We start from the raw sequence: 2,958 nt of genomic DNA, 5'->3' as shown, positions 1-2,958 counted from the left end.
GTGGTGGTCAGCCGAGGCGGTCACGATCCGCGGGAGCGGCGCCTGGGGGGGAAGAGCCACGATCGCAGGCGCGTCCGCGGATGGGCGCGGTGCCGCGGCGGCGACCGCCTGCTGCACGGCGGCCGCGGTCACGGGCGCCGGGGGCTCGGGCGGCGGCAGGATGAGGCTCTGGTGGGCGACCGGGCGCGGTGCCGCGGCGGCGACCGCCTGCTGCGCGGCGGCCGCGGTCACGGGCGCCGGGGGCTCGGGCGGCGGCAGGATGAGTGTCTGATGGGCCACTGGGCGCGGTGCCGCGGCGGCGACCGCCTGCTCGACGGCCGCCGGGGCCGGGGGGGCCGGCACCTCGGGCGGCGGAAGGATGAGCGTCTGCGGCGCGACAGGAGCGCCGACCGGCTGCACCACGGAGACGACCGCCCGGGAGGCCTCCGGATCGCGCTCCCCGAGGGCTTCCCCGAGGGACGCGTTCGCGCCCGAGGCTGCAACGACCTCGTCGAGGACCTCCTTCGTCACGAAGCCGCGTTCCAGCGCGACCGCTGAAACGGGGCGTTGATTGAGGACTGCATCACGGACGACCTCGCCGAGCTGGTCGGCCGAGATGGCGCCCGCGGCAAAGAGGAGCCCTTCGATCGAGGGTGGATCCTGCGTGTCGGGCCTAGGGGGCGAACCGTTTGGGCCGGGCGGCGTCCCGTCTTCTGAGTCGAACGGCGCGATCATCGGATCTACCTTTCTCGGTTGGGTTGCCAGCCGCGGATCGATGAGCGCCAGTTCCGGCGAGATGTGGTTGTAGGACATGGATGGGTCGCCGCAGGTCCCGCGTTGGCTAGGAGGGTCGTGATGCGTATCGGCGCAGGGCCGCCGCTGCTTGAGCCCCCCGCTAGACGGAAGGGGAGAATCCACCGCGCAGGTCGCTTTTGCGGGGATTTCGTACGAATATGCGATCTCAGTGCGAAGGTGGATGTCGAGAGTTGCAAGAGGAGTCGCCGCGGTCGCCATGTCGGCGGTCATTGGTATCGGCGGCTATGCAGCGGCCGGACTCGCCGCCACCGGCTCGCCGACGCGAGGACCGCTCTCGTCGGACACGCTCGCACAGATCCAGGCGGACCTTCACTCGGCGATGACGCTTGAGCTCGTGGCGGTCGCCGATATCAAGAAGGGGACGCCCAAAGCAAACAAGAACCTCCTGATCGCGCTCCGGCAAGCGTCAGCACATCTGACGGCTGCAAGCACGGCTCTCGCCGCGGCCGGGTTCCGGGCAAGCCCGCCTTACAACCCGATCTCCAACGCGGCGAACGCCGTCAACGCTGCCGTGTCGTCTCGTCAGCCCGCGAAGACGAGAATCGCAGCGCTCCACGGCGCCACTGACTTCGAGACGAAGGCGCTCGCGCTCCTTCCGGCTCTGGCCGTCGCGCCGTCGACGACGACTGCGACGGTGACGACGCCGCAGACGACGACGTCCGGCTAGAGCTCGCGCTGCGACGCCACCGGGTAGGCCGGTGAGCGCGGGCGGCGGCCCACCCGCGCTCACAGGCACTGCCAGGCGTTTCCCGCCTTCGGGAACGAAGTCGGAGTTGACAGTCCGGAAAACGTAAACCTCGGGCCGCGATGTGCCAACGGCCGTTCGGGCGGTATCCCCCTTTCGAGTGACGAAGATTCACCCCCAGGTCCCATGGTTGGGCTGGACTTCCGGGGGGACCGGGCCGCGCCGTGCCGATCAGGTTTCGCGGCCGATCAACCGCGCCGGCACGCCGGCCACCGTCTCGCCCGGCGCGACGTCCCGCGTGACAACGGCCCCCGCGCCGACGAGCGCCCCGGCTCCGATGGTCACGCCGGCGAGGATGACCGCGCCAGAGCCGATGGAGGCTCGGTCGTCGACGTGCGTGGCGATGAGCCTCCAGTCGCCGTCCGACTGGGGCGCCCCGAGCTCCGTCGTCGCGCGTGGATGCTTGTCGTTGATGAACATGACGCCATGGCCGACGAAAACCTCGTTGCCGATCTCGACCCCGCTGCAGATGAAGGTGTGGCTCTGGACCTTGCAGCGAGCACCGACGGTCGCCCCGCGCTGAATCTCGACGAAAGGCCCAATCCGCGTCTCGCTGCCGATGGAGCATCCATAGAGGTTCGTGAACGACCCGACTCGGACGTCGTCACCGAATGTGACGTCGTCGATCAAGCGGTACGGCGCGTCGTTAGCCGGCGCGTCCATCGAAGAACGCTCGCACGCCGCCGACGACGGCCGCCAACTGCTCTTCGCTGATGCCGGGGAAGATCGGCAACGAGAGGCATTCACGCGCCAGGCGCTCTGCAACCGGGAAGCTCCCGGCGCCCAAGCTGAGCCGCGCGTACGCCGCCGTGAGGTGGACCGGGTCGGGGTAGTGGCGACCCGTACCGATCCCATTCTCCCTAAGGAAGAGGGCGAGTGCTTCCGGGTCGGCCGTGCGGACGACGTACAGGTGCCATACCGGCTCGCTCTCCGGGCCCACCGACGGGAGCACGAGATCGCCGACACCGGCGAGCCCCTCGGCGTAGTACCGGGCGGCAGCGCGGCGCTGGGCATTCCACTCGTCGAGCCGCGGCAGCTTGTGCAGCAACATGAGCGCCTGGATCGTGTCGAGTCGCGCGGTCCATCCCTCGCAGAGGTGCACGTACTTCGCCGTCTGTCCATGTTCGCGGAGCGCGCGGACGCTGGTCGCCAGCATCCGATCGTTGGTGACGAAAGCGCCTGCGTCGCCTCCAGCGCCGAGGTTCTTCCCGGGGTAGAAGCTGAACGCCCCGGCGGCTCCGGCCGCCCCCGCTCCGATGCCGGCGCGGCGGGCGCCGTGAGCCTGGCAGGCGTCCTCGAGGATCGCGATGCCCTTGCCCTCGGCCAGATTCCGGAGGGTGCCCATGTCTGCCATCTGGCCGTAGAGGTGCACCGGAAGCACCATGTGCGTCTTCGGCCCGATCTGCGCCGCCACCGCA

Annotated in this window: 4 protein-coding genes; 1 reads left to right on the top strand and 3 read right to left on the bottom strand. The window is 70.1% G+C overall.

All coding sequences use genetic code 11. The annotated features are described in order from the left end of the window. Nucleotides 1-792, bottom strand: a 792-nt coding sequence (locus VKT83_16325) for a hypothetical protein (protein HLY24033.1), incomplete at its 3' end; no start/stop codon positions are given. Between the two features lie 199 nt (nt 793-991). On the opposite strand from VKT83_16325, the gene VKT83_16320 reads away from it, so the two are divergent. Beyond that, on the top strand, nt 992-1,462 hold the full coding sequence (locus tag VKT83_16320; GenBank protein HLY24032.1) for a hypothetical protein: 471 nt from the start codon (nt 992-994) through the stop codon (nt 1,460-1,462). 249 nt (nt 1,463-1,711) lie between these two features. On the opposite strand, the gene VKT83_16315 is transcribed toward VKT83_16320, so the two are convergent. Together VKT83_16315 and VKT83_16310 are read right to left on the bottom strand one after the other, a co-directional pair. Continuing rightward, on the bottom strand, nt 1,712-2,203 hold the full coding sequence (locus tag VKT83_16315) for an acyltransferase (protein HLY24031.1): 492 nt from the start codon (nt 2,201-2,203) through the stop codon (nt 1,712-1,714). Next, nucleotides 2,187-2,958, bottom strand: a 772-nt coding sequence (locus VKT83_16310) for a DegT/DnrJ/EryC1/StrS family aminotransferase (protein HLY24030.1), incomplete at its 5' end; no start/stop codon positions are given. The genes VKT83_16310 and VKT83_16315, both read right to left, overlap by 17 nt.

It is taken from the genome of bacterium (assembly GCA_035308905.1).
Classification (GTDB): Bacteria; Sysuimicrobiota; Sysuimicrobiia; order Sysuimicrobiales; family Segetimicrobiaceae; genus DASSJF01.
The sequence above is the reverse complement of the archived record's forward strand: the minus strand, read 5'-3'. Positions and strand labels throughout refer to the sequence as shown.

Coding starts and splice junctions, on each gene's coding strand:
- VKT83_16320 (HLY24032.1), top strand. CDS start 992: ATGTCGGCGGTCATTGGTATCGGCGGCTATGCAGCGGCCGGACTCGCC.
- VKT83_16315 (HLY24031.1), bottom strand. CDS start 2,203: ATGGACGCGCCGGCTAACGACGCGCCGTACCGCTTGATCGACGACGTC.